A 25,235-nucleotide genomic window follows, 5' to 3' on the forward strand; every position below is an offset into this window, starting at 1 on the left:
CGCCGTTAGGTGTATCTTTGCGACCTGTTTAGGGGTGCTGGCTCGGAGATAATCCTGGCCGGCTGAGATTACACCCATTGAACCGGAACCGGATAATGCCGGCGTCGGGAAAAACAATCCGCGAACGTTTCCGCCCTGGCCGCGACCCCTGTGGCCGGGGTGCGTTCTACCTTTTAGTTTTTTATTTAGTTGAAAACTACCCTTTTAGCGGGCGCGACGCTGCTGTCGCTGGCGGCCGCACCGGCGTGGGCGCAGGGCCCCGTGTCCGGCCTCATCTCCGATGCCCAAACCGGCGCGGCCCTGCCCGGTGCCACCGTGGTGCTGAGCGACGCCCCTACCCTGGGCGCGACCACCGATGCCGCCGGCCGCTTCCGGCTGCCCGCCGTGCCGGCCGGCCCGCACACGCTGCACGTGCGCTTCGTGGGCTACGAGGCTATCAGCCAGCCGCTTACTGGCCAGCCGGAAGCGCAGCAGCTTTCCCCGCTGGCGCTACAAGTGGCCCACAACCTCACGCCGGAGGCCGTGGTCACGGCCACCCGCGCCAACGAGCGCACCGCCACCACCTACCAGAACGTGAGCGGCGAGCAGCTGCAAGCCCGCAACTTTGGCCAGGACCTGCCCTACCTGCTCGACCAGACGCCGAGCGTGGTGACGACCTCCGACGCGGGCGCGGGGGTAGGGTACACGGCCCTGCGCATCCGGGGCACCGACGGCACCCGCATCAACGTGACCCTCAACGGGGTGCCGGTGAACGAGGCCGAGAGCCACGGCGTGTTTTTCGTGGATTTGCCCGATTTGGCTTCGTCCATTAAGAGCATTCAGGTGCAGCGCGGGGCGGGGCCCAGCACCAACGGCGCGGGCGCGTTCGGGGCCAGCCTGAACGTGGAAACCCTGGGTTTACGGTCCAAAGCCTACGCCGAAGTGAATAACTCGGCCGGCTCGTTCGGAACCTGGAAAAGCACCGTGGCGGCCGGTACGGGCCTGATAAACGGCCACTTCACGGTGGATGCGCGGGCCTCGCGCATCCAGAGCGAGGGCTACATTGACCGGGGCTGGTCGCGGCTCAGGTCGCTGTATTTGGCCGGCACGTATTCGGATGAAAAAACGCTGCTGCGGGCGCTCATCATCACCGGCTACGAAACAACCTACCAGGCGTGGTACGGGCTGGCCGACTCGTTATTAACCAAAAACCGGCGCTACAACGAGGCCGGCACCGACGCGGGCCAGCACCTGCCAGCGTATAAAAATCAGACGGATAATTACCAGCAGGATTATTATCAGCTCTTGATTTCGAGGCAGTTAAACTCCAAATTTAACCTAAGCGTGACGCCCTTCTGGACGCGCGGCGGCGGCTACTACGAGGAGTATAAGGCTAATCAGAACTTTGCCATGTACGGCATTTCGGGGCCGGTGTATCAGCCGCGCACGGGCGGCGGCTTCGACACGCTGACGACGACCGATGTTATCCGCCGCCGCTGGCTCAAGACTGACCTCTACGGCGCGACTTACGCGCTGCAAGGCACCTTCAATCAGTCATTTTTGCAAACTTTCACCGTGGGCGGCGCGGTGGTGGGCTACCGCGGCCAGCACTTCGATGAGCTGACCTGGGCGCAGCGCGGCAACAATATTCCCGAAACCGGCACGCCCTACTATTCGGAGCCTAACGCCCACAAGCTCGACGTGAATTCCTACGCCCGCGCTACCGTGACGCTGGCCGAAAACCTGTCGGCTTTCGGCGACGTGCAGTTTCGGCACGTGAGCTACGAGCTGTACGCGCCCGACGGCAGCCCCAACGGCGGCAAGAGCCAGCAAACCATCAACTTCAACTTCCTGAACCCCAAGGCGGGCCTGACTTACCAGGTGACGCCCGCCGTGGCCGCCTACGCCTCCTACGCCCTGGCCCAGCGCGAGCCTACCCGCACCGATTACACCGACACGCCCGCCAACCGCCGCCCGACCGCCGAAAAACTGCACAACGTGGAGCTGGGCCTGCGCCGCACCACCGGCGCGTTCCAGTGGTCGGCCAACTACTACCTGATGCTCTACCGCGACCAGCTCGTGCTGAGCGGCCACCTCGACGACGTGGGCAACCCCATCCACACCAACGTGCGCGACTCGTACCGCACCGGCATCGAGCTGCAAGCCGCCGCCCGCGTGGCGAAGGGCCTCACCTTTAGCCCCACGGCGACCATCAGCCGGAATAAAATCAATAATTACACCGACTACCTGACCGACTACGACACCAACGTCGAGCGTGGCACCACGTTCAAGCAAACCGATATTTCGTTTTCGCCCGCCCTCACCTTCGCCTACACCCTGGAATACGAGCTGCTGCCCGGCCTGCGCCTGGCCACGCTGGCCCGCTACGCCGGCCGCCAGTACCTCGACAACACGGCCACCGATAGCCGCAGCATTCCGGCCTACTACGTGCAGGACGTGCGCGCCCGCTACCTCTGGCACCCCACGGCGCTGGGCTTCCGCGAAATCGAGCTGGCCGCCGTGCTCAACAACGTGCTGGGAGCCACATTCGTGAATAACGGCTATACCTACGGATATATCAGCAGCGGGCAGGCGCAATACTATAATTATTTCTACCCGCAGGCCCGCCAGAATTTCCTGGCTTCGATTAATTTGCGGTGGTAATTTTCACGCCGCCGACCCGCTGCGTGACGAAATCCTGAGTTTGGAACTGCCCTTGGGTCTGGTATTCGCGTAGGGCGGGGGTAGGGAAGCCCGTTTCCCATAAGACTACAATACCAACCAAGCCCGGCCGCCCAACGCGGCCGGGCTTTTTGCGGCCCGAACCAGCCAGCTAAGCCGCGCTCTATCTTTGCGGATATAACGGCGGCGCGCTGCGGCCGGCTTCGTGCCTGATGTTGAGCTTACTTTTTGCCTGGTTGCTGGCTGGCTGGCTGCCCGCTACGTCTGCGCCTACCCCTCCCGCCGCGCCCGGCCTTACTATCGCTGCCGCCGCCGATTTGAAATACGCCCTGGATTCGCTGGTGACGATTTTCAACCGCCAGCAGCCAGCGGCTAAAGTCACGGTCGTGTACGGCTCGTCGGGCAAATTTTACGAGCAGCTGCGCCACGATGCGCCGTTCGATATGTTCTTCTCGGCTGATAGCGACTACCCCCGGCGCTTGCAGCAAGCCGGGCTCACGGCCGGCGCGCCCCGGCCCTACGCCCTGGGCCGCCTCGTGCTGTGGAGCAAGAAGCTGAACCCTAGCGTAAAAGGAATGAATACGTTGCTCGACCCGCGGGTGCAACACGTCGCCATCGCCAACCCCGCCCACGCGCCCTACGGCCGCCTCGCTGAAGAAGTGCTGCGCCACTATAAACTCTTCGACCAAATAAAGCCTAAGCTGGTGCTGGGCGAAAATATCGGCCAGGCCGCCCAATACGCCGCCACCGGCGCGGCCGACGCGGGCCTGCTGGCCTACGCGCTGGCCCTCAGCCCTGAGCTGCGCCGGGCGGGCCGGTTCTACCTCATTCCGGCCAGCGCGCATTCGCCCTTGCAGCAAAGTTTCGTGGTGCTGAAGCGCGCCGGCGGCAACCCCACGGCCGCCGCGTTCGCGGCGTTTATGGCCACTCCGGCGGCCCGGCAGGCGCTGAAAAAGTACGGGTTTGGGCTGTGAAAAAACCGTCTGTCATTGCGAGCCTGCGAAGCAATCTTTCCTGGTCGTTCGCATCGTCGAATTTGCTATCCCTAACGGAAGGAAAGATTGCTTCGCAAGCTCGCAATGACAGACGGCACTAATCCTCAACTCCTAATCCCTACCCCCTTGCCTTCCGACTACTGGCAAACCTTGCGCCTGACGCTGGCACTGGCGGCCTGCACCACGGTGCTGCTGCTGGGGCTGGGCCTGCCGCTGGCCTACGGGCTGGCGCGCAGCCGCTCGCGCCTCAAGCCGCTGCTGGAAGCGGTGGTGAGCCTGCCGCTGGTGCTGCCGCCCACAGTCATTGGATTTTACTTGCTGCTGGCGTTCAGCGACGACACGGGGGTAGGGCGGTTTTTGATTAACCGGCTGGGGCTGAGTTTGAACTTCACGTTTGCCGGCATTTTGATGGGGTCACTGGTATATAGCTTGCCTTTTATGGTGCAGCCGTTGCAGGCGGGGTTTCAGCAGCTGCCGCGCGCGCTGGCCGAGGCGGCGGCCACGCTGGGCAAATCGCGCTTTACGACCCTTTGGCGGGTGCTGCTGCCCAATATGCGACCCGCGCTGCTCAGCGGCGCGGTGCTCACTTTTGCCCACACGCTGGGCGAATTTGGGGTGGTGCTGCTGATTGGCGGCAACCTGCCAGGCCGCACGCGCGTGGCTTCCATCGCTATTTATGATGAGGTCGAGAGCCAGCACTACGGCCAGGCCAACGCCTATGCGCTCACGCTGGTAGTGGTAGCTTTCAGCATTCTGGCGGCGCTCTACTGGTTTAGCCGGCGGGACGCCCGCCCGTCGTAATTCGCCCGTGCTCGATTTCCACCTGACCAAAGCGCTGCACACCGCCGCCGGCCCGCGCACCCTCGACGTGGCCCTGGCCCTACCCCCCGGCGAGCTGCTGGCCGTGACCGGCTCCTCGGGCGCGGGCAAAACCACGCTGCTGCGCCTGTTGGCCGGCCTCGACCGGCCCGACGCGGGCTTCGTGCGTTTTGGTAAGCAAACGTGGTTTGATGCCGCCGCTCGCCAGTGGCTACCGCCGCAGCGCCGCCCGCTGGGCTTCGTGTTTCAGGATTACGCGCTGTTCCCAAACATGACGGTGCGCGAAAACCTGGCTTTCGCCGCTGAAGGTCAGGCTGATAAAAAGAAAATTATCAGCGAATTATTGGAATTGCTGGAATTAACCGAGCTGGCCGACCGGCGGCCGGCCGTGCTCTCGGGCGGCCAGCAGCAGCGGGTGGCGCTGGCCCGCGCCCTGGCCCGCCGCCCGCGCCTGCTGCTGCTCGATGAGCCCCTTTCGGCCCTCGACCTGCCTACCCGCCAGCGCCTGCGGCACGCCCTGGCCGAGGTGCACCGGCGCTTTGAGTTGACGACTATTCTCGTCAGCCACGACCCGGCCGAAATCGCGCAGCTCGCCCACCGCGTGCTGACCCTGGACCTGGGCCAGGTGCGGGGGGTAGGGCCGCCCGCCGCGCCGCCTACCCCCGCCACGGTGGCCGGCCGCGTGCTGGCCATGCTGCCCGGTGGTCGGCTACGGGTGCGGCTGCCAGGCGGCGCGGAAATTGAGATAAGTGGGGCGGCCGGGGTAGGCGAGGAAATTATCCTGGCAGTGGAGGTAGTGCGCCCGTCGTGAGTCCGTCAGCGACGGAGCCAGGCGCGCGGGAATTATTTCGGGCGCGGGCTCGTAGCTCCGGTGCCTTCTTTTGGCGAAGTACCTTTGCCTGAATCCTATCCCTACCCCCGCCCATGTCCTCCATCGCCGACGTTCTCAGTCCCGAAGCCAAAGCCCACACCGCCCAGAAAGGCAGTACCAACGCTAACGGTTTCACCGATTATTTTGACCTCGACGGTCTGCTGACCGAGGAAAACATCCTCGTGCGCCAGAGCATCCGCGATTTTGTCAAGAAGGAGATTTCGCCCAATATCGAGCAGTGGGCGCAGCAGGCGCATTTCCCGTCCGAAATCGTGCGCAAGTTTGGCGAGGTGGGCGCGTTTGGCCCCACCATCCCGGCCGAGTACGGCGGCGGCGGCCTGGACTACATCAGCTACGGCCTGATTATGCAGGAGATTGAGCGCGGCGACTCCGGGATGCGCTCCACGGCCTCGGTGCAGGGCTCGCTGGTGATGTTTCCAATTTATGCCTACGGCTCGGAGGCGCAGCGCCAGAAGTTTCTGCCCCGGCTGGCCAGCGGCGAGTGGCTCGGCTGCTTCGGCCTCACCGAGCCCGACCACGGCTCGAACCCCGGCGGCATGACCACCAATATCAAGGATATGGGCGACCATTATATCCTGAACGGTGCAAAGCTCTGGATATCGAATTCGCCCGAGTGCCAGGTGGCCGTGGTGTGGGCCAAAAACGAGCAGGGCCGCATCAAAGGCGTGCTCGTGGAGCGCGGCATGGCCGGCTTCACTACCCCCGAAATCCACAACAAATGGAGCCTGCGCGCCAGCATCACCGGCGAGCTGGTGTTCGATAACGTCATCATTCCGAAAAAGAATATTCTGCCCAATATCGAAGGCTTGAAAGGCCCACTAAGCTGCCTCGATTCGGCGCGTTTCGGCATCGCGTGGGGAGCCATCGGCGCGGCCATCGACTGCTACGAATCGGCCCTGAAGTACAGCCTGGAGCGCGAGCAGTTCGGCAAGCCCATTGCCGCTTTCCAACTCCAGCAAAAGAAGCTGGCCGAGATGATTACCGACATCACCAAGGCGCAGCTATTAGCTTGGCGCTTAGGGGTTTTGAAAAATGAAGGTAAAGCCACCAGCGCCCAAATTTCAATGGCCAAGCGCAACTCGGTCGAAATGGCCCTGCGCGTAGCCCGCGAGGCCCGCCAGATTCACGGCGGCATGGGCATCACCGGCGAGTACCCCATCATGCGCCACATGATGAACCTGGAATCGGTGATTACCTACGAAGGCACGCACGATATTCACCTGCTCATTACGGGCGCGGATATTACGGGTATTCAGGCGTTTAAGTAAGCATTAGTCGTTTTATTCTTGAAAAATAAGTCAAGCTATGTCTGCCCCCGATTCCTTGCATTACCTCACTGACGCCAGCGGTAAGCCCGAAGCCGTGGTACTACCCATTGCCGATTGGCTGGAGCTGAAGCACTACTACCGCCAGCTGCAAGGCCGCGAGCTGGTGCTCAAAGGGCTAAGTGATGCGCTACGCGAAGTGCCGGAGATTATGGCCGGCCGCCAACCCCAAATCACGTTGACCGATTTTCTAGCTGATTACTGATGCCGTTGGTCCTGCTCGTTACCACCGCCAACTTTCGCCGCGAAGCCAAACCTTGTGCTTAAGAAGTACCACTCACTCAAGCCCGAATTGGACTGGTTGGTGAAGGTATTAGAAGAGGATTCTACCCACGGTGAACCGCTAGGACAGGACTGCTACAAGGTTCGCATCGCCATTGCCAGCAAAGGCCGCGGTAAAAGCGGCGGGGCGCGCATCATTACGTATTGCCGCGTGGTAGCTAGTGATACGCAGGTAGTGAAGCTATTCTTACTATCAATTTACGACAAGTCAGAAACTGCTTCGATTGGCCGGGACGAACTAGCGCGTTTGCGGTGGGAAACGGATGAAGAATAATCCTTTGGCCGCACAACTTCGGCTCTAGAGCGTGAGGACAATTATCGAAGCCAATCTATGGCTGCTGCCATATGCCAAAAAGCCAGAAACGAAACAACGGTTTTTTCATAGCGCGTTGCCAGTCGTCGGTATTGCTTGAGGCGACCGAAAAACCGCTCTATTTTGTTGCGGTCGCGGTAGGTTTCTTCGTCTATCGAGGCTGGCTCCAGTCGGTTGGGACGGTTCGGAATGACCGCCTCGATGCCCTGTTGGGCGCAATAAGCGCGGGTTTCATCGCTATCATAAGCCGTGTCAGCCAGTACTTTACCCGGTGCCAAGTCCGCCAGTAGTGGCAGGGCCTGCGGGCTATCACCGGCCTGGCCTTCAGTGGCTATCAGGCGCACGGCGTTGCCTAAGGCGTCGACGCAGCCGTGGATTTTGGTGCCGATGCCGCCCCGGCTGCGGCCCAGGCACTCGGTAACGGGGTCGCTTTTTTTTGGCCAGCCGAATGCTGGTGGGCCCGCACGACTGTCGAATCGAGCATGACCCAGTCCAAATCCGGCGTTTTGACGGCCTCAAATAAGCGGAGCCAGACCCCTTTTTGGGCTAATCGGCGAAAGCGTTTGCAAACGGAATTGGTCTTGCCAAAGCGTTCAGGCAAGTCGGCCCACGGACAGCCGGTACGCGCAATCCAGAGTACAGCGTTGAAAAACAAGCGATTATCTGTAGCCGTCACGCCACAATCGGTGGCTTTGCCGGAAAGGTGAGGGGCGACCAAGGCCCAAGTGGCATCGGAAACTTCGTGACGGCGCATAAATCAGAAATTAACAACAAAGATATATTAACCGGCGTTATTGTCCTCACGCCCTAATAATACAGTGTGGTTCTACTAATCTTTTTTATTAAAACTATCCAGCATAAAAAAACATAGTAAGAAAAGAACGTTAAGCATTATCAAAGCTATAGTACTTTCAAGTGCGAGAGCGGCTAAATTGAAAACTATCCAGAGTATAAAGTATTTCATAGGGCTAAGCATAAGAAAATTCTTCCTTGATAGGCGAGGCTTTTATATTTTAGGAAAAGAATCCTCTGGTCGCTCTATTGACCCACCCTCATAATAAACTTCTTTAACTGAAACGGCTGTGTTACTGGTTGGTACGGGGAATTTAACTGCCTTTGTCTTTCCTGGTAAAATCGAAATTTTAATTTTATTCTCATAGCTACTTCCATAATCTTTTGGAAACACCTCAAATTGTAACCCTATAATTTTAGCGCGATTTTTGGGATTTATGATATTTGCTTCATATACATAATTTAGATTTTTATCTGTTCTTACAGTTCCAAATCCATCGATGTGTGGTGTGTTTTTAAACCAAGCATCTTGACGTTTGTCTAAATCTTCTTTTGCTATAGAATCAGCTTGGATTTGTGCTCGATTCTGCTCAGTTTGTGCTTTACTACTATCAACTACCTCGGAGCTGCACCCAGTCATAATGAGTGTTGCTGTGTAAAACAGAAGCTTTTTCATAGTCTCAAACATACAAAAAAGAGGCCGATAGCTCGCCGTTTTTCTTACCCAGCCAATATTGCTGCCGCACGGTGCTTACTTCATGCTGCGGCCCGAAGCGATAACGCAGCTTCACGTCCAGGTCTTCATCAAGCAGCCTCATGGCGAGCCATTAACGCGGCGAAGTCAATTTGAGCCGGCTCTACGTGTAAGTAGTCGGGAATTAAAATTTTAGCAGCGAGTTGAATAACCCCCTCGGCCTGTGCGCGACTTACGCTGTGAAATCCCTCCAGAAACTCGGCCAACGAGTCGCCGCTTGCCAGGTAGTCGAACAAGGTTTGAATAGAAACCTGCGTACCCGTAAAAACCGGTGTGCCGCCCGTTATTTCCGGGTCGATGGTGATGAGGTCGGTGCGTAGCATACGGCAAGATACAAAGGCCGCCGGGCACTTAGCACCGCTCCAGCAGGTACACCGTTTCGGTGGTGGTGCCCACGCCCACCGTGCTTTGCGCCATGCTTACTACCCGCCAGCCATGCGCCCGGAACTTATTGATGGTCAGAATTCCGCCTGGTGCAGGGCTACGCCGGCGGCAGTGCTGTAGCGCTCGGCCCCAATCTTAATGGCCGGCAGGTGCTGCACCTGTTGCTGGCCGTCGGGTTGAATAATAGTAATTTTCGGGACGGAAGAAGTGGTGCCTGGCTGGCCGCTGCCCACTACCATCAGGTAGCCGTCGGGGTTCGCACTAGTAGGGTAAAAGGCCGAGGAGCCAGCCGCAACCAGGCTGAGGACACTAAATAAGAAGATTTTTTTCATGCGCGTAAAAATGAATTTATAATAAAAAAATATAACGTGAAAAGATTACTCACAGCCCGCCAACGCCTTGCTCGATTCTGCCGGGTGGCATAAGATACCCTTTTTTTTCCTCCACTTATGGCTGTTTAGCGCGATTCCCAGCTCAACGCAGCAGGTGGCAACCTGAAAGCATTAAAGCTCACCAAATTTCATCAAATCCCAAACAAAAACGCCGCCCCACCAACTACCAGTCGGCGGGGCGGCGTTGCGTATAAGACGCACTGCATCAGCCCATAAGGCGGGCGTCCAGGCTGCGAAACTGGATAACTGGCTGCCAGTCGGCAGGGTAGGCCAGCGCGCCGGGGTGGCCCGGAATCAGGCCAAAGTTTTGCACGGTCCACTGGGCAGCGGGGTAGCCATTGGCGGCGGGCCTAAGGTCCTCATCGCCGAGGCCGAGGCCGCTGGCTTTAGCCCGCGCTTCGAGCTGCGTCCAGATGTGGTAGAAGGCTAGCTGCGGTTCACGGCTCAGGGCCAGCAGGCGCCGCTCGGGGTCGCTGAAGCGCTGGGCGGCTACGTCGGCAAAGTCAAAATCGGGTATCAGCTGCTCCAGGTCGATGCCGATTTCGCGGGCGGCCAGCGCCACCACCACCCAGTTGCCCGAGTGCGCCACGTTGAAATGAACGCCGGCCGGCTCGGCCAGCCGGGGCTTGCCGTAGCTGCCAGTTTGCAGGGCAATGGTAGCCGGCGGCTGCCCCAGGCGCTGCCCCAGCAGGTAGCGCAGGCAGGCGCGCCCCACCCGGAAGCGCAGTTGGTCGGCGGGGCGGACATAGCGCGCCGCGTGCAGCTGCTCGGCGGGCGTCAGCAGGGCATTCAGGGTGTCCTCACGCTCGGCAAAATCGGCCACCGCGAGGCGATAAACCACCAGGGTATTAGCCAGCTGCGGGGCCAGGTAGCCAGCATGCACGCTGCTGGAAGAGAGGGGGGTAGGGGGTAGTGGTATCATCAAATTAGCGAGCGGCGGCGTCTAAGCGGGCTTGTAAAACAATAGCAAATTCCTGGTCGTGGGGCGGGGCAAACATGTAGCTGTGCTCGCCGGGCATCTCGTGAATGGTGATGCCCTCTAGCGCGAGTGGCTGCCAGCCCAGGAACTCAAAATCAGGCATGTAGAAGGTGCGGTGGCTGGCCCGAAACAGCTCAATGGCCACGGGGGCCGGCACTAAAGAATAGCGGCGCCAGGCCAGCTCGTTCATCCAGTCGACCAGGGGGGGGTAGCCAAAATTGGGCTGCCACTTACCCTTCAATCCCCACCGGCCCAATAGCCCACCCAACTTAAACCACATTTGCTCGCGCTGGTAGGCGATGGTGTGGCCGGGTTGTTTGGCCAGCCGCCCCAGCGTATATACAACTTTCTTAAGCGTTATTAAGCCATTACTAGCCAAGCGCTTCAGAGGTGGTAAATGATAGTTGGACTGATAAGCATAGGTGTCGAACATGGCCAGGAACCGCACTTCCTTGCCCATCGCCAGCAGCTGCCTGGCCATTTCGAAGGCAATGAGGCCGCCGAACGAGAAGCCGGCCAATGCATAAGGCCCATCAGGGTTTTGCGCCTGAATGGCCGCCAGGTAGTGCGCGGCCATGTCCTCGATGCGGTCCAGCGGCTTATCCAAGCCATTCAGGCCCCGCGCCTGCAAACCGTAGATGGGCTGCTCGGTGTCCATATTCCGAGCCAGCGCGTTGAATAGCAGCACGTTCATGCCCGCGCCGTGCACGATGTAGAGGGGTGTTTTGCTGCCCTTGGGCTTTATCGGCACCAGCGAGTCCCAGGTAATGGCCTTGCTATTGTCGCGCTGCATCAGCAGGGCCAGCGCGGCCACGGTGGGGTGGGTGAAAAGCGCCGCCAGGGGTAGGCGCTTGCCAGTCACTTTTTCGAGGCGCGCCATCACCTGCACGGCAATGAGCGAATGGCCGCCGAGGTCAAAAAAGTCGTCAAAAACGCCGACTTCGCTGATTTTCAAGGCCTCGCGCCAGCTGTCGGCCACCAGATGCTCCACGGTGGTGCGCGGCGCCACGAAGCCCACGGCGGCCGTAATGGTGGCCGCCGGCGCGGCGCGCAGCCGCAGGGCCGGGCGGTTGGTCTTGCCGTTGGGCAGCAGGGGTAGGGCGTCGAGCACGATAAACTCGCTCGGTACCAGGTGGGTAGGCAAATGCGCATGCAGTGCCAGCTGCCAGCTGGCGCGCCGGGCCGCCAGCGCCTCGGAAGCAGCCGGGCCATCGAGCACCAGGTACGCCACCAGGCGCTCGTCGCCGGCGGTGCGCTCCTGCGCCACCACCACCGCCTGCCGGATGCCGTCGAGGCGGGTGAGGTGGGCCTCAATCTCGCCGGGCTCGATGCGGTGGCCGCGCAGCTTCAGCTGCTCGTCGAGGCGGCCTTGCAGCTGCACTTCACCGTTGGCGAGCAGCACGGCCGCGTCGCCGGTGCGGTACATGGTAGCCCCGGTAACGGAGGTAAAAGGGTCGGCCACAAAGCGTTCGGCCGTGAGAGTGGGCCGCTGCCAGTAGCCGCGCGCCACGCCCACACCGCCGATGTAGAGTTCGCCGGCCGTGCCGGGCGCCACGGGCTCGCCCTGCGCATCCAGCACGTAAAGCTGCGTGTTGGCAATGGGCCGGCCCACGGTAATAACCGCCGCACCGGGCTCGATACGCTGCACCGCCGACCAGATGGTAGTTTCCGTGGGGCCATACATGTTCCACAGCGCCAGGCACTTGGCCTGAAGACTGCGGGCCAGGGCGAGGGGTAGGGGCTCGCCGCCGCACAGAGCCACCAGCGGCAGGGGCTTTTCCCAGCCGGCGGCCAGCAGCAGCTGCCAGGTCGAGGGCGTGGCCTGCAACATCGTAATCTGCTCGGCTTCGAGCAGGTGCAGCAAGGCGCGCCCGTCGCGGGCCGAGTAGGCATCGGCCAGCACCACGGTAGCGCCACTTACCAACGGCAGAAATAATTCCAGCCCGGCAATATCAAACGAAATAGTCGTGATGGCCAGTAGCTTATCGGCTGCCGTAATACCGGGCGCTTGCTGCATGCTGGTCAGGAAATTGACCACGTTGCGGTGCGTGATGGCCACGCCCTTGGGCTGGCCCGTTGAGCCCGACGTGTAGAGCACGTAGCACAGGCTGTCGGGGCTGGCAAGGGGGGTAGGGGCCGCGCCCGCCCGCGTGGCGGCTTCGGCGAGCGCCTCGTCCAGCAGCAGCCGGGGCGGGCCACCGGCCAGGGAAGGCAGGCCGCCCGCCGAAGTCAGCAGCAGGCGGGCTTCCGAGTCGCTTAGCATAAATTCCAGGCGCTCCGACGGATATGCCGGGTCGAGAGGCAGGTAGGCCGCGCCGCACTTGAGCACCGCCAGCAGCGCCACGAGCAGGCTGGGCACGCGCTCCAGCGCCACGGCCACGATGTCGCCGGGCTGTAGCCGGGGCTGCAAATAGGCGGCCAGCTGGTCAGCCTGGCGGTCCAGTTCGGCATACGACAGCTCGGCCTCCCCAAGCTTGATGGCGGTTTTGGCAGGAGTGGCCAGCGCCTGGGCCGTGAGGAGGGCCGGCAGCGTGGCCGTGGCGGGGTAGGGCGCTTGGGTGGCGTTCAGCCGCTGGTAGGCTTCGGGCAGGGTAGGCGCGGCCAGGCGCAGGTCGGCGAGCGGCGTGGCCGGCTTGGCGATAATCTGCTCGGCCAGGCGCGTGAAGCCGGCCAGCAGCCGCTCGATGCGCTCGGGCCGGAACAGGGCCACGTTGTACGAGCATTCCAGCACCAGGTGGTTGCCTGTTCCGCTGGCATTCAGCGACAATTCAAAATTCTCGAAAGCCCGCGGGTTGCTGACCAGCTCGTGCGTGAGACCCGCAAACGCTACCCCCTCATCGAAGCCCAGGTCCACGTTGAACAGCACGGCCACCAGCGGCAGGTGCCCGGCCTCGCGCCGCAGCGGCAGCTGGGTCAGCAGGTGGCCAAAGGTGAGTTGCTGGTGCTCCAGGGCATCAAACAACTCCGTTTTGCGGGTGCGCAGGTAATCGTCGAAGTGGCTGGGGCCGCTGGGCCGGCTGCGCAGGGGCAGCAGGTTCACGCAGTGGCCCACCACCGTGCCCAGGCCGGTGGCCGACTGCCCGGCCGCCGGCAGGCCCACCACCAGGTCGTCTTGCCCGGTCAGCTTGTGCAGCAGCACTTCAAACACCGCCAGCAGCGTGGTCACGAAGCTGGTGCCCGCCCGCCGGCCCACCGTGCGCAGGCCCGCCACCAGGGCCGGGTCGAGGGAGTAGTCGAGGCGCTGACTTTGGTAGGTGCGCTCGGCAGTGCGCTCAAAATCAGTGGGTAAGCGCAGCGTCGGGGCACCGTCGCGGAACACCGCCTGCCAGTATTGCTCGGTCTGGCGGTAGGCGGCGCTGGCCTGAAAATCGATTTCCTGCTCGGCATACTGGCTGAAGGGCGTGGCAGCCGGCATCCCCGGCTCCCTACCCCCCACCGCCGCCGAGTACAGCTGCCCCAGGTCTTGCAGCAGCACGCCCAGCGACCACCCATCGCAGATAATGTGGTGGGCCGTGAGGGTAAAATGAAATTCGCCATCGGCTAATTTCAGCAGGCTAGCCTGCCACAGCGGCCCCCGCACCAGGTCAAACACGTGCTGCGCCTGCTGGGCCGCGTAGTAGCTCAGCGCCCGCGCCCTCCAGTCAGTGCCGGGCTTGGCGGTGGCCGCGAGGTCCACGTGTGCCAGGTCCACGGCCAGCTCTTTCGCCACGCACAGCACCGCGCCATCGGCGTTGCACGTGGCGCGCAGGGCCTCGTGGCGCTGGGGCAGCGCCGCCAGTGCCGCCCGCAGCGCCGCTACCTCCAGTGCGCCGCGCAGGCGCAGCGATACCGATTCGTTATAGGCCCGGCTGGCGTCGTCGCCCCCGAGCTGGCAGGCCAGCCATATTTCAGCCTGCGATGCCGTGAGCGGCACCAGCAAGGCAATTTCGGCTTGGGCAAAAGGGTCAAAGTCAACCGCCTGAACAGGCGGCGAAAGAACAGTGGCAGCCATACTAAATCAGGCTTGAGAAAGTTGCACGTACCGCCCCGGCCGCACGGGGTCGCTCATAAACCAGGCGGGGTTGCCGGCGGCATCGCGGCCCAGCCGCGCGCCCGGCGCGGGCGGGCGGTTCAAGGACTGGAGGGCCGTTGGGGATTCCTCAGTGGGCTTGGGCGGGGTGGTGGGGGGTAGGAAGTCGTCGGCCAGCTCGGCCAGGCTATCCGCAAAGGCCGTCACTATCAGCTGCACGTCGGCCGCCGAGTGGGCTTCGGTGAGAAAACACGGGAAATTGTCCCAGATATGCACGCCCTTCTCGCGCATCAGCGTGAATAATAAGGTACTATACGGTAATTCGGCAGTAAACCTGATTTTCCAAAGTGAGCCAAAGTACACGACTTCCAATGGCACCTGGCGCTGCCGGGCGGCCGAGTTTAAGTCAGCGGCCAGGCGCGCCGTCTGGGCGTTCAGCTGCTCCTGCAAGGCGGGACCCACCGTTTTCAGGTGGCGCAACGAGGCGTGGGCCGCCGCCAGCGCCAGCGGGTGGCGCACAAACGTGCCCGCGAAATACGTCACGCCCACCTCGGGCACCGAGCGGTCGCCGTACTGCCAGAAGCCGCCGTCGAGCGCATCCATAAAGGCACTGCTGCCCGTGATGGCCCCAATGGGCAGCCCGCCACCAATGACTTTGCCGTAGGTGGCCAGGTCGGCGCGCACGCCGAACGCGGCCTGCGCGCCACCCTGGTGCAGCCGGAAGCCGGTAATAATCTCGTCAAAAATGAGGGCCGTGCCCGCGGCGGCCGTCACGCGGCGCAGCTCACGCAGGAACGCGACGGGCTGAAAATCGGGTCGGCGGCTCTGCACCGGCTCCACCAACACGGCGGCCAGCTCGTGGGCCCGCTCCGCGATAATGCGCAGACTCTCGTCGGTGCCATAGTCCAGGATGAGCATGTTTTGCACCGCCTCGGGCATAATGCCGGATGCCGCTGGTCGGGTCTGCAACTGCTTGGTGCCCCGCACAATGCCCTCGTCATTAATGCCGTGGTACGAACCCGTGAAGGCCACCACCAGCGAGCGGCCCGTGACGGTGCGCGCCACGCGCAGCGCCCCCAGCACGGCCTCCGAGCCCGTGTTGCAGAGGGCCGCCCGCTGGTGGCCCGTCAGCTCACAAAGCAGCCGGCACACCTCGCCGGCCAGCGCGTGCTGCGGGCCCACTTCGTAGCCGCGCTCAATCTGCGCGTGCAGGGCAGTTTTAATAAATTCGGGCTGGTGGCCAAACATCGACGAGCCGAAGCCATTGAGCGCGTCCACGTACTCGTTGCCATCTAAATCCCAAAGCCGGCTGCCCGCCGAGCGGTCCACCACCAGCGGGTAAGTCAGCTCCTTGAGCAGCGGCGTGAAGCCCGACACCACGCGCGGGTCGGCCATATGCGGCCGGTGCTCCTGGGCGTAGGCCTTGCTGGCGGCCGTTTTCTGGGTGTAGCGCCGGGTAAATTGGTTGAGAAATTCCTGCTGCCGGGGCGTGAGCAGGGCCGCCACCTGCCGCTCGATGCGCGCCGTGGCCCCAAAAGGCTTGGCGTGCTCCACGGCCTCGGCCGCCGTCAGGGCCGGCTTCGGCGCAGCGGGGGGGGGTAGGGCCGGGGCGGCGGGCGGCAGCACCGCGCTGCTTGGGGTCATGCTACCCGTGCCTTGCAATAGAGCCACTTGCCGCGTCAGCAACTGCAGCTGCGCGGCCAGCAGGCCCAGCGCCGAGTCGGCGGCCGGCTCGGCGAAGGGGGGTAGGGCGGCGGCTGGTGGAGCAGTGGCGGGCGCGGCCGAATGCGTCGGTTGCGGGGCGGCCTCGGCGGGCAATTGCGCGTCGAGGTAGGCGGCCAGGGCGGCGGGCGTGGCCAGCGTTTCGTTTAGCTGCCGGAAGGTGATGGGCACGTTGAACGCCTTCTTGAGCGTGAGCGCCAGCTGCGTAAGCAGCAGCGAATCGAGGCCCAATTCCAGGAAGCTCTGACTGGCCTGCTCGGCCGTCACGTCCACATCAGCAGCATTAGCCAGGACGGCCAGTATTTTTTGTAGCAGTAAAGTTTGACGCATAGGATGGACAGGTAGAAGCGGAGGAGGCAGAGGAGGAGTAATTTCAGCCGGAGCCGGGGCAGCCGTGGCAGTAGTTACCGGAGTAGTAATGGCCGGCTGCGCCGGCTCTAGCCAGCAGCGCTGGCGGTCGAAGCAGTAGCCCGGCAGCCGCAGCTTCTGCCGCGGCTGGCCCGCGTAAAAAGCGTGCCAATCGGGTTCCAGGCCACGCAGCCAGACCTGGCCGAGGGTATTTAAAATGGCTTGATAATCAGTCTGCCCGCTATTGGCCACCGGCAAGCTGGCCAGCGCGCTGTGCGCCGCGCCGCCGGCCGGCCGGGCCAGCGCCGTGAGCGTGGTGCCCGGCCCCACCTCCAGCAGCAGCGGGCTGGGCTCGGCCAGCAGGGTAGCCAGCGCCGCCGCGAACTGCACGGGCTGCCGCAGCTGCGCGGCCCAGTAGGCCGGGTCAGTGGCCTGCGCGGCCGTCAGCCAGGTGCCCGTCACGGTCGAAACGATGGGCACTTGCGGGGCCGCCAGCGGCACCTGCGCCACCACTTCCGCAAAGGCAGCCACCGCCGGCTCCAGCTGCCGCGAGTGAAAAGCGTGGCTGGTGGCTAGCACGCGGCAAGGAATATTTTGCGCCGCCAGCACGTCGGCAAAGGCGGCGATGTCTGCGGCGGTGCCCGCCACCACTACGGCCTTGGGACCATTCACGGCGGCCACGTCCAGGTTGGGGGGTAGCAAGTCGGCCACTTGAGCAGCGCTGGCGCGCACGGCCAGCATCTGGCCCGCGGGCAGCTCGCTCACCAGCCGGCCGCGCGCGGCCACCAGCCGCAGGGCATCGGGCAGGGTGAACACGCCCGCCAGGCAGGCCGCCACCAGCTCGCCGATGCTGTGCCCGCACAGGGCGGTGGGCCGCACGCCCCAGCTTTGCCACAGCCGGGCCAGCGCGTATTCGGTCACGAACAGCGCCGGTTGGGCGTAGCGCGTGTTTTGTAAGAGAATGGCAGCCTGCGCGGCGACTTCCGGCGTCGCATCGGGGTAAATAAGTTGGCGAATATCCACATCCAGCCATTCGCCCAGCAGCTCGGCGCACTCGGCCACAGCCGCCCGAAAAGCCGGCTCGTGCTCATGCAGCTCCCGGCCCATGCCCACGTATTGCGCGCCCTGGCCCGGAAATAGAAAGGCCACGGTAGCCGGCACTTCCGTCACCGTGCGGGCGGCAATGGCCGCCGGAGTTGGCCCGGCTTGCAGCAGCGCCGCCCGCAGCTCGGGCGCCGAAGCGGCCACCACAAAGCGCCGCTCGGCCAGCGGGGCGCGGGTCGTGTGCAGGGTGAAAGCCACATCGGCCAGCGCCGGGGTCGGCGCATCGGCCAGCCAGCCAGCCAGGCGCTGGGCATAGGCCGCGCTGCTGCTGGCCGTGCGCGCCGACCACGCCGCGAGTTGCACGGGGCGGCCCAGCGCCGGGCCAGCTTGGGCGTTTTCGCGGGGGGTAGGGGCTTCCTCCACCACCACGTGCACATTGGTGCCGCCCACGCCAAACGAGCTGATGCCCGCCCGGCGCGGTGCCCCGCCAGCCGCCGGCCAGTCGCGCAGCGTCGTATTCACGAAAAATGGACTGTTCGCCAGGTCGAGCAGCGGGTTGGGCTGGGTGTAGTGCAGTGAGGGCGGCAGCTGCCGGTGCTGCATAGCCAGCACCGTTTTAATAAGGCCCGCCACGCCGGCCGCCGCCGTGAGGTGGCCCAGGTTGCTCTTAATGGAGCCCAGCGCGCAGGTGCCGCGCCCGGCCGCCGCCCCGAAGGCCAGTCGCAGGCCATCGACCTCAATGGGGTCGCCGAGGGGGGTAGCGGTGCCGTGCGCTTCCACGTAGCTGATGGTGGCGGGGGCCACCCGCCCATCGGCCAGCGCCTGGCCGATGGCGGCCGCCTGCCCCGCGGCGCTCGGTGCCGAAAAGCTGCCCTTGTTGCGCCCGTCGTTCGAAATCCCTACCCCCTTGATAACGCCGTAAACTACGTCGCCGTCGCGCTGGGCGGCGGCCAGGCTCTTGAGCAGCACCGCGCCCGCGCCATCGCTAAACACCGTGCCCCGCGCCTGCGCGTCAAACGGCCGGCAGTGGCCGTCGGGGCTCAGCATGGAGCCCTCCTGATACAGATAGCCGCTGCGCACGGGGGCCGTGACGCTTACCCCACCCGCCAAGGCTACCTCGCACTGCCCGGTCCGCAGGCTTTGCACGGCCTGCGCCACGGCCAGCAGCGAGGTCGAGCAGGCCGAATAGACGCTCACCGCCGGGCCACGCAAATCCAGGGTGTAGGCCACGCGCGAAGCCACGTAGTCCTTCTCGTTTACCGTAATTGCCTGAAAATCACCCAGCTGGTTCACGGCAGCCTGGTTGGGCAGCACATTCTGGATGAAGTAGGAGTTGTTGCCGGTGCCCGCGAACACGCCCACCCGGCCCGCGAAGTGTGCCGGCAGGTAGCCCGCCTGCTCCAGCGTTTCCCAGGCCACTTCCAAAAATACGCGCTGCTGCGGGTCCATTGCCGCCGCCAGCTTGGGGTTCAGCCCAAAAAAGGCCGGGTCAAACTCCTCAGCGTGGTCGATGATGCCCCGCGCCCGCACGTAGAGCGGGTCGCGGCGCGCGGCGGCCGGAAGGCTGGCGTCTAGCTCGTCGTCCGTGAAAAAGCGGGTCGTTTCGCGGCCTTCGCGCAGCACCTCCCACAGCTCATCCACCGAGTTAGCCCCCGGAAAGCGGCCCGCCATGCCAATAATGGCGATGTCGTTGTTAGTAATAACTTCTTGTTTAACAGGAAGTTCTTGGGTTAAGGGCGCTTGTTTCGCCAGCACGGGGGTAGGGACCAGCGCGGCCTGTTGGTCCAGGTACGCCGCCGCGCCCGCCACGGTCGGGTGCTGGTAAAGCTTGGTAACGGGCAGCCGGTGGCCAAAATTCGCCTGGAGTTGGGCCACGCACTTTTGCGCCAGCAGTGAGGTGCCGCCTAGCTCAAAAAAATTATCGGTTGCGCCTACCTTGTCCAGGCGCAGCAGCGGGGCCCAGGCCGCTGCCAGGTGGCGCTCGGTGGGCGTGCGCGGGGCCTGGTAGGGAGTGCCCAGCGCCGCGCGCGCCTGCGTGGTCGGCGCGGGCAGCGCCAGCCGGTCAATCTTGCCGCTGCTCGTTTTTGGGAACGCACTGAGCAGCACGAAGGTGGTGGGCAACATATAATCGGGCAGCACCTGGGCCGCCGCCCGGCGCAGCGCGGCGGGCGTGGCCAGGGCCGCGTTGGTCGATATCAGGTAAGCTACCAGCTCTTTGAGTCCGTTCTCTTCCTGCCACACCGTCACTGCCACCTGGCTCACGCCGGGCAGGGTAGCCAGCAGGGCTTCCACTTCGCCCAGCTCCACGCGGTGGCCCCGGATTTTCACCTGCCCGTCTTCCCGGCCCAGAAATTCCAGGTTGCCATCGGGCAGCCAGCGCGCCAGGTCGCCACTACGATACAGCCGCAGCGGTGGTCCGGTGGGCGGAGTCCAGCGAATAAAGTTTTCGGCGGTGCGGGCCGGCTGGTTCAGATAGCCTTCGGCCAGCGACACCCCGCTAACGCACAACTCGCCCACCTCGCCGGGCGCGGCGAGCTGCTGGTCAGGTGTGAGCAAGTGAATGACGATATTATCAATGGCCTGGCCGATGGAGGGTAGCCGGGGCCAGCCGGCCGGGTCGCCGCTCAGCACCAGCTGGCTCACCATCACGCACGTTTCAGTGGGGCCGTATTGGTTGTAGAGCGTACAGCCGGGTAGGGCCGTGAAGAAAGCCACCAGTTGGGGCGTTACTTTCAACTGCTCGCCGCCGGCCATTATTTCCGTTATGCACTTCGGAAACCGCCCCCGGCTCACGGCCATTTCGGCCAGGTGCTGCAAGGCTACGAAGGGGATGAACAGGCGGTTAACCTGCTCCTGCTCAATAAAATCAAGCAGCGCGCCCAGGTCCTGGCGCTGCGCCTCGGTGAGTAGCACCAGCGTGCCGCCCGTGCTGAAAGTAGTCGCCAACTCCAGAAATGAAGCGTCAAAGCTCAGCGTCGCAAACTGAAGGGTGCGGGTGCCCGGCCCGGCCGCCGACTGCTTGTTCTGCCAGCGCACCAGATTGGTGAGCGCGGCATGGCCCATCGCCACGCCCTTGGGCTCGCCCGTCGAGCCCGAGGTGTAGAGCACATAAGCCAGCGGGCCGGTTTCAGCCGGGGCCGGAACCGCGGGGCCGGCGGCAGCCTCGTCGGCGGCCACTAGTTGCAGGCCCAGGCCAGTAAAAAGGTCAGTTTCAGCGGTCGGGGCCAGGCAGCTGGTCAGGCCCGCGTTGGCAACCATCCGGGCTAGGCGGGCGGGGGGGTAGGCGGGGTCCAGGGGCACGTAGCCCTTGCCGGCCCGCAGAGTAGCCAGCACCCCGACTATCATCTCCACGCTGCGCGTGGTGCTGATGCCAATTAATTCTGTATCAGTAAGTTGAGTTAACAGGTAGGATGTCAGCCGGCTTATTTTTTCCTCCAGCTCCCCATAAGTAATAGTGCGGGAGCCCGCTTTGATGGCAATAGCACCGGGAAATAATCTGCTTTGCTCAAGTAGGTGCTGAACGGTGCGTAGGTTGTTCGACATGACTCAGATGGAGTTAGGCCAGGTTTTAATAGCTCGTAAGACAGGAGAGAAGCGGCGGCCAGCGAAATTAAGAGACTTTTCAACACGCGCTCTTTAAGTGAAGAAAATAGCTGGTAACTATACATCAGCCAAGCGCGTTACGGGCCATAAGCTTCAGGCCTAGCAAACTTCACGCCGATAAGCCCGCCCCGCGAGTGTAAGCCGAAATCTACCTTACTCCCTTTGCTGTGTCCCACTCCGCCCCTGACCCCGCCGGCGCGAACCTGCCGTCCACACCGTAATTTGGCCGTATGAAGAACCCTGCCGCCGCTGCCGTGGACGCTGCCGCCCCGCCCCTCGTGTTACTGGAATGCCTCGTAGCAGGCACTTCGCACCGCCCCGAGCTGCCCGCCCAGGAGAAAAAACTGAAAGTGGGCCAGGCCCTGCGCCTGGAGCGCGAGGCCGATAGCAAATACGACGACTGGGCCGTGAAGGTGCACTCGGGCGCGGCCGACGACAAAGCCAGCTACTGGCTCGGCTACCTGCCCGAAACCCGCAACGAAACCGTGGCCCGCCTGCTCGACGCGGGCTACCCCCTCACTGCCCGCCTAGCCCACAAAGCCTGGGAAGATGAGTGGCTGCACCTCGAAATTGAAGTGCTGCTGCCCCGCTAATAAAGTTGCCGATAACCGGCCGGCCGGGAGCTTTTTGCTAACTAAATTGGTTAGCCACTAGCCCGTTGCCCACGGGCAGCTGACAACGAGCAATTAACAACCACTTACCATGCGTGAAGCCTATCTCACCGGCGGCACCGACCAGTTCGACGCCACCGACAAGGACATTGACAAGGCGCTGCGGCCGCTGAGTTTCAGCGACTTCACGGGCCAGGATAAGATTCTGGAAAACCTCAAGGTTTTCGTGGCCGCCGCCAAGCAGCGCGGCGACGCCCTCGACCACGTGCTGCTGCACGGGCCCCCCGGCCTGGGTAAAACCACGCTCTCGCACATCATCGCCAACGAGCTGGGTGCGGGCATTAAGATGACTAGTGGCCCGGTGCTCGACAAGCCCAGCGACCTCGCCGGCCTGCTCACCAACCTGGAGCCGCACGACGTGCTCTTCATTGACGAGATTCACCGCCTCAACCCGGTGGTGGAAGAATATCTCTACTCCGCGATGGAGGACTACCGCATTGATATTATGCTCGACTCGGGTCCCAACGCCCGCTCGGTGCAGATTTCGCTATCGCCCTTCACGCTCATCGGGGCTACCACGCGCTCGGGCATGCTCACGGCACCGTTGCGGGCGCGCTTCGGCATCGCGGCCCGGCTGGAGTATTATGACTCTAAGCTGCTGACAACCATCGTGCTGCGCTCGGCGGAGATATTACAGACGCCTATCCACGACGATGCAGCCTACGAGATTGCGCGGCGCTCGCGGGGCACGCCTCGCATCGCCAACAACCTGCTGCGCCGCACCCGCGACTTTGCCCAGATTAAAGGCGATGGCACCATCACAGTGGACATCGCGCAGTTTGCCCTGAACGCGCTCGACGTGGACGCCCGCGGCCTCGATGACATGGATAAGCGCATCCTCACCACCATTATTGACAAGTTCAAAGGTGGTCCGGTGGGCATCAGCACCATCGCTACGGCCTGCGGCGAGGAGGGCGAAACCATTGAGGAAGTCTATGAGCCCTTCCTCATCCAGGAAGGCTACATCAAGCGCACGGCGCGGGGTAGGGAAGCCACTGAGGCGGCTTATCAACATCTGGGCCGCCTGCTGCCCAATCACTTACGCGGCAACAATGGCGACTTGTTCGGCGAGATTACGTCGTAGCGTTATTCTTTGGCTTAGCTAGAAAATAGGAAAAGAAACGCGCCGCGACCAGCGGCGCGTTTTTGTTTTTAAACGTACCTTTCACTAATGGAAACCTTGCAGCTTGTTAAAGAAATAGAAGCCTTGCCGGAGCAAGCTCGCATGGCCGTAGAGCGGCTGGTGTTGCTGCTGAAAACGCAGGGTTTTAAGCGAAGCGGTAAGACTCCTCCTATTCTATATCCCGCCGACCTGGAGCAGGCCGGCCAGCCTTTTAATGACCCAGAGTTTTTTGGGGCTTGGGCCGACCGCACGGACATTACCAGCGGGGCTGACTACATTCATGAAGTGCGGCGCGGGCTGCGTTCGGCTCGATAATACAGCATGATTTTAGTTGATTCGGACGTATTAATTGACGTGTTGCGGAAAGATGTTGTAGCGGAAACCTTGCTTACCAGCCTGAGTAGCGTGGGGCCACTGGGAATCAGCGTGATGTCGCGGATGGAAACCGTTCGCGGCTGCCTGAATCGAGAGATACAGCAGCGAGCCGAGAAGCTACTGCGCCGCTTCCAGGTGCTAACGCTGGATGCCGCCATCTCACGCCGGGCCGACGAGCTGGTAACGCGCTATTACCTGAGCCATAATATGGGCGTTGCGGACGCGCTCATTGCCGCTACCGCGCTCGAATATGTTTTGCCGTTAATGAGCAAGAACCAGCGTGACTATCAATTTCTGCAAACGGAGGGCCTCCAGTTGCTGCCCTACCCCACCGCCTGATGCTGCCGCACGCCGAATGGACGCCCTACATCAAGCGCCGCGCCGCCGAGCTGGGCTTTATGGCCTGCGGCATTTCCCGAGCCGGGTTTTTGGAGGAGGAAGCGCCGCGCCTCGAAAACTGGCTTAAGAAGGGGATGCACGGGCAAATGAGCTGGATGGAAAACCACTTCGACAAGCGCCTCGACCCGCGTTTGCTCGTGGATGGCGCCAGGTCGGTGATTTCGCTGCTGCTCAATTACTACCCCCCCGCCGAGGCGCAGCAGCCCGCTGACACGCTGCAAATCAGCAAGTACGCCTACGGACGCGACTACCACTTCGTCATCAAAGACAAGCTCAAAACGCTGCTGGCCGACATGCAGACCCACATCGGCGAGGTGGGCGGGCGCTGCTTTGTCGATTCGGCCCCGGTGCTCGACAAGGCCTGGGCCAAAAAGAGCGGCCTGGGGTGGGTAGGGAAAAACAGCAACCTCATCACGCCGGGCGCGGGCTCGTTCTACTTCATTGCCGAGCTGATTGTGGACGTGGAGCTGGACTACGACGGGGCCATTCGCGACTACTGCGGCACCTGCACCAAGTGCCTTGACGCCTGCCCCACGCAAGCCATCACCGAGCCCTATGTGGTCGATGGCAGCAAGTGCATCAGCTACTTCACCATTGAGCTGAAGGACCAGCTGATTCCACAAAGTGTGGCCGGGCAGTTCGGCAGCTGGATATTTGGCTGCGACATTTGCCAGGACGTATGCCCTTGGAACCGCTTTTCCAAGCCCACGCAGGAGACACAGTTTCAGCCCCATGCGGGGCTGAAAGAGCTATCGGCCAGCGATTGGCAGGAGATTACCCACGAAGTTTTTCAGGCGTTGTTCAAGCAGTCGGCGCTCAAGCGCACCGGCTATGAGAGGCTCAAGCGCAATATCCGGTTCGTGACCGGGCAGCGCCAGACCGATTCAGGCGGCCAGGCGGGGTAGGGAGCTGTATTGGACAAAAACCCGTTTCAGCACCCGGCGATATAGCCGGGCAAACTGCTGGTAGCACCATGTTTTGAATTCGGGTAGTTCGGCAGGCTTAATCAGCTGCAAGGCTTTGCGTAACTCTTTCTCAAAGAGCTTTTTACTGAAGCTCACCTTCAGTAAAATTAATTTCACGTAGTCTAACATAGCGGGTGGGAGATTGAAAGGAGCGTAGGGAAAAAACAACCAACGTTCTTATACGCGAAAAAGGTATTTTGGGTAGGCTTTTAGTGGTGCCATGCGGCTAGCTGAGTTGCGCCCGCTCCCCACTAAAGGGAGTAACCAAATGACTTTCTGCGCGCTAAGTAACTACTAAAAATTCCGCAAACGTTGCCGGCCGAGTGGTCTAGGAACGTACCCATCGCCCGCCAAAGGGAGAATGTTGGCTTCTAGGTTCGTAGAGCAC

At 62.5% G+C, this 25,235-nt stretch carries 19 protein-coding genes and 1 other annotated feature; of the genes, 13 read left to right on the forward strand and 6 right to left on the reverse strand.

Features of this window, described 5'->3' with window-relative positions; translation table 11 throughout:
- Positions 1 to 20 precede the first annotated feature (20 nt).
- Positions 21 to 128, forward strand: a binding site (TPP riboswitch).
- A gap of 61 nt (positions 129 to 189) precedes the next feature.
- The 8 genes from A0257_16600 to A0257_16635 all read left to right on the forward strand — a co-directional run bounded on the left by A0257_16600 (position 190) and on the right by A0257_16635 (position 7,577).
- Positions 190 to 2,643, forward strand: a complete 2,454-nt coding sequence (locus tag A0257_16600) for a hypothetical protein (GenBank protein AMR28552.1) — start codon at positions 190 to 192, stop codon at positions 2,641 to 2,643.
- 254 nt (positions 2,644 to 2,897) lie between these two features.
- Positions 2,898 to 3,635 (forward strand): hypothetical protein, encoded by a 738-nt coding sequence (locus tag A0257_16605; protein ID AMR28553.1) that lies wholly within the window; start codon positions 2,898 to 2,900, stop codon positions 3,633 to 3,635.
- A gap of 147 nt (positions 3,636 to 3,782) precedes the next feature.
- A complete protein-coding gene (locus tag A0257_16610) occupies positions 3,783 to 4,457 on the forward strand; it encodes a molybdenum ABC transporter permease subunit (GenBank protein ID AMR28554.1) in 675 nt (224 codons plus the stop codon).
- 7 nt (positions 4,458 to 4,464) lie between these two features.
- Entirely contained in the window at positions 4,465 to 5,286 is an 822-nt protein-coding gene (locus A0257_16615; protein AMR28555.1) for a hypothetical protein, read from the forward strand.
- A gap of 113 nt (positions 5,287 to 5,399) precedes the next feature.
- Positions 5,400 to 6,635 (forward strand): acyl-CoA dehydrogenase, encoded by a 1,236-nt coding sequence (locus tag A0257_16620; protein AMR28556.1) that lies wholly within the window; start codon positions 5,400 to 5,402, stop codon positions 6,633 to 6,635.
- 37 nt (positions 6,636 to 6,672) lie between these two features.
- Positions 6,673 to 6,897, forward strand: a complete 225-nt coding sequence (locus tag A0257_16625) for a hypothetical protein (GenBank protein AMR28557.1) — start codon at positions 6,673 to 6,675, stop codon at positions 6,895 to 6,897.
- A gap of 54 nt (positions 6,898 to 6,951) precedes the next feature.
- The gene (locus tag A0257_16630; GenBank protein AMR28558.1) at positions 6,952 to 7,248 is read left to right on the forward strand and encodes a hypothetical protein; all 297 of its coding nucleotides are present in this window, start codon (positions 6,952 to 6,954) and stop codon (positions 7,246 to 7,248) included.
- A gap of 131 nt (positions 7,249 to 7,379) precedes the next feature.
- The gene (locus A0257_16635) at positions 7,380 to 7,577 is read left to right on the forward strand and encodes a hypothetical protein (GenBank protein ID AMR28559.1); all 198 of its coding nucleotides are present in this window, start codon (positions 7,380 to 7,382) and stop codon (positions 7,575 to 7,577) included.
- A 1,306-nt stretch (positions 7,578 to 8,883) separates the two neighbouring features.
- Here A0257_16635 and A0257_16640 read toward each other — a convergent pair.
- The 5 genes from A0257_16640 to A0257_16660 all read right to left on the reverse strand — a co-directional run bounded on the left by A0257_16640 (position 8,884) and on the right by A0257_16660 (position 21,254).
- Positions 8,884 to 9,156: a hypothetical protein gene (locus A0257_16640; protein ID AMR28560.1), complete on the reverse strand. Its 273-nt coding sequence runs from the start codon at positions 9,154 to 9,156 to the stop codon at positions 8,884 to 8,886.
- Positions 9,157 to 9,291: 135 nt separating this feature from the next.
- Positions 9,292 to 9,549, reverse strand: coding sequence for a hypothetical protein (locus A0257_16645; protein ID AMR28561.1), 258 nt, complete (start codon positions 9,547 to 9,549; stop codon positions 9,292 to 9,294).
- Positions 9,550 to 9,814: 265 nt separating this feature from the next.
- Positions 9,815 to 10,492, reverse strand: coding sequence for a hypothetical protein (locus A0257_16650; protein AMR28562.1), 678 nt, complete (start codon positions 10,490 to 10,492; stop codon positions 9,815 to 9,817).
- A gap of 43 nt (positions 10,493 to 10,535) precedes the next feature.
- Complete coding sequence (locus A0257_16655; protein AMR28563.1) at positions 10,536 to 14,579, reverse strand: hypothetical protein; 4,044 nt, start codon at positions 14,577 to 14,579, stop codon at positions 10,536 to 10,538.
- A gap of 6 nt (positions 14,580 to 14,585) precedes the next feature.
- Positions 14,586 to 21,254 (reverse strand): type I polyketide synthase, encoded by a 6,669-nt coding sequence (locus tag A0257_16660; GenBank protein AMR28564.1) that lies wholly within the window; start codon positions 21,252 to 21,254, stop codon positions 14,586 to 14,588.
- Positions 21,255 to 21,544: 290 nt separating this feature from the next.
- On the opposite strand from A0257_16660, the gene A0257_16665 reads away from it, so the two are divergent.
- The 5 genes from A0257_16665 to A0257_16685 all read left to right on the forward strand — a co-directional run bounded on the left by A0257_16665 (position 21,545) and on the right by A0257_16685 (position 24,787).
- Complete coding sequence (locus A0257_16665) at positions 21,545 to 21,907, forward strand: hypothetical protein (protein AMR28565.1); 363 nt, start codon at positions 21,545 to 21,547, stop codon at positions 21,905 to 21,907.
- Positions 21,908 to 22,016: 109 nt separating this feature from the next.
- Entirely contained in the window at positions 22,017 to 23,069 is a 1,053-nt protein-coding gene (locus A0257_16670) for a Holliday junction DNA helicase RuvB (GenBank protein AMR28566.1), read from the forward strand.
- A gap of 87 nt (positions 23,070 to 23,156) precedes the next feature.
- The gene (locus A0257_16675) at positions 23,157 to 23,423 is read left to right on the forward strand and encodes a hypothetical protein (GenBank protein ID AMR28567.1); all 267 of its coding nucleotides are present in this window, start codon (positions 23,157 to 23,159) and stop codon (positions 23,421 to 23,423) included.
- A gap of 6 nt (positions 23,424 to 23,429) precedes the next feature.
- On the forward strand, positions 23,430 to 23,822 hold the full coding sequence (locus A0257_16680) for a hypothetical protein (protein ID AMR28568.1): 393 nt from the start codon (positions 23,430 to 23,432) through the stop codon (positions 23,820 to 23,822).
- The gene (locus A0257_16685; protein AMR28569.1) at positions 23,822 to 24,787 is read left to right on the forward strand and encodes an epoxyqueuosine reductase; all 966 of its coding nucleotides are present in this window, start codon (positions 23,822 to 23,824) and stop codon (positions 24,785 to 24,787) included. Before A0257_16680 ends, A0257_16685 begins: the two co-directional genes overlap by 1 nt.
- Here the strand turns inward: A0257_16685 and A0257_16690 are convergent.
- The gene (locus A0257_16690; GenBank protein ID AMR28570.1) at positions 24,767 to 24,976 is read right to left on the reverse strand and encodes a hypothetical protein; all 210 of its coding nucleotides are present in this window, start codon (positions 24,974 to 24,976) and stop codon (positions 24,767 to 24,769) included. The two genes, A0257_16685 and A0257_16690, sit on opposite strands and share 21 nt — an antisense overlap.
- Positions 24,977 to 25,235 lie beyond the last annotated feature (259 nt).

It is taken from the genome of Hymenobacter psoromatis (assembly GCA_001596155.1).
Lineage (GTDB): Bacteria > Bacteroidota > Bacteroidia > Cytophagales > Hymenobacteraceae > Hymenobacter.

Excerpts from the sequence above, each read along its gene's own strand:
- A0257_16620 (AMR28556.1), top strand. The coding sequence starts at position 5,400 with ATGTCCTCCATCGCCGACGTTCTCAGTCCCGAAGCCAAAGCCCACACC.
- A0257_16625 (AMR28557.1), top strand. The coding sequence starts at position 6,673 with ATGTCTGCCCCCGATTCCTTGCATTACCTCACTGACGCCAGCGGTAAG.
- A0257_16640 (AMR28560.1), bottom strand. The coding sequence starts at position 9,156 with ATGCTACGCACCGACCTCATCACCATCGACCCGGAAATAACGGGCGGC.
- A0257_16645 (AMR28561.1), bottom strand. The coding sequence starts at position 9,549 with ATGAAAAAAATCTTCTTATTTAGTGTCCTCAGCCTGGTTGCGGCTGGC.
- A0257_16655 (AMR28563.1), bottom strand. The coding sequence starts at position 14,579 with ATGGCTGCCACTGTTCTTTCGCCGCCTGTTCAGGCGGTTGACTTTGAC.
- A0257_16660 (AMR28564.1), bottom strand. The coding sequence starts at position 21,254 with ATGTCGAACAACCTACGCACCGTTCAGCACCTACTTGAGCAAAGCAGA.
- A0257_16665 (AMR28565.1), top strand. The coding sequence starts at position 21,545 with ATGAAGAACCCTGCCGCCGCTGCCGTGGACGCTGCCGCCCCGCCCCTC.
- A0257_16670 (AMR28566.1), top strand. The coding sequence starts at position 22,017 with ATGCGTGAAGCCTATCTCACCGGCGGCACCGACCAGTTCGACGCCACC.
- A0257_16675 (AMR28567.1), top strand. The coding sequence starts at position 23,157 with ATGGAAACCTTGCAGCTTGTTAAAGAAATAGAAGCCTTGCCGGAGCAA.
- A0257_16680 (AMR28568.1), top strand. The coding sequence starts at position 23,430 with ATGATTTTAGTTGATTCGGACGTATTAATTGACGTGTTGCGGAAAGAT.
- A0257_16685 (AMR28569.1), top strand. The coding sequence starts at position 23,822 with ATGCTGCCGCACGCCGAATGGACGCCCTACATCAAGCGCCGCGCCGCC.
- A0257_16690 (AMR28570.1), bottom strand. The coding sequence starts at position 24,976 with ATGTTAGACTACGTGAAATTAATTTTACTGAAGGTGAGCTTCAGTAAA.